1 rRNA gene is annotated in these 873 nt (G+C 56.2%); it reads left to right on the top strand.

The window, feature by feature from the left end:
• Positions 1-743 (top strand): 23S ribosomal RNA (locus ACTNDS_RS16665); the annotation flags it as partial.
• Positions 744-873: the final 130 nt, after the last annotated feature.

An 873-nucleotide genomic window follows, 5' to 3' on the forward strand; every position in this document is an offset into this window, starting at 1 on the left:
TGGAGCCGCTGTTGGGATACCACCCTTGCAGTATTGGGTTTCTAACCAGCCGCCGTGACCCGGCGGTGGGACAATGCCAGACGGGGAGTTTGACTGGGGCGGTCGCCTCCGAAAGGGTATCGGAGGCGCCCAAAGGTTCCCTCAGAATGGACGGAAACCATTCGGAGAGTGCAAAGGCAGAAGGGAGCTTGACTGCGACACCGACGGGTGGAGCAGGTACGAAAGTAGGGCTTAGTGATCCGGTGGTATTAAGTGGGAATGCCATCGCTCAACGGATAAAAGCTACCCTGGGGATAACAGGCTTATCACTCCCAAGAGTTCACATCGACGGAGTGGTTTGGCACCTCGATGTCGGCTCATCGCATCCTGGGGCTGTAGTAGGTCCCAAGGGTTGGGCTGTTCGCCCATTAAAGCGGTACGCGAGCTGGGTTCAGAACGTCGTGAGACAGTTCGGTCCCTATCCGGCGTGGGCGTAGGATATCTGAGAGGAGCTGTCCTTAGTACGAGAGGACCGGGATGGACGGGCCGCTGGTGCATCGGTTAGACTGCCAAGTCTACGGCCGAGTAGCCAAGCCCGGAAGGGATAAACGCTGAAGGCATCTAAGCGTGAAGCCCCCCTTAAGATGAGATATCCCATTCGCGAGAAGTAAACCCCCTTGAAGACGACGAGGTAGATAGGGCAGAGGTGGAAGTGTGGCAACACATGGAGCTGACTGTTACTAATCGGGTGAGGGCTTGACCAACTAGCCGAGGAAGCGGCAGGATGGAGCAGGAAGGATTCGGAGCAAGCTTGCTTGTGGAGAAGCATTCCTGATACAGACTGGACATTTGCGAAGCAAATGACACTGAGTGACGAAGTCACGAAGTGACCCC

Origin of the sequence: Blautia sp. HCP3S3_C12 (genome assembly GCF_052064155.1) — a bacterium.
Classification (GTDB): domain Bacteria; phylum Bacillota; class Clostridia; order Lachnospirales; family Lachnospiraceae; genus Blautia_A.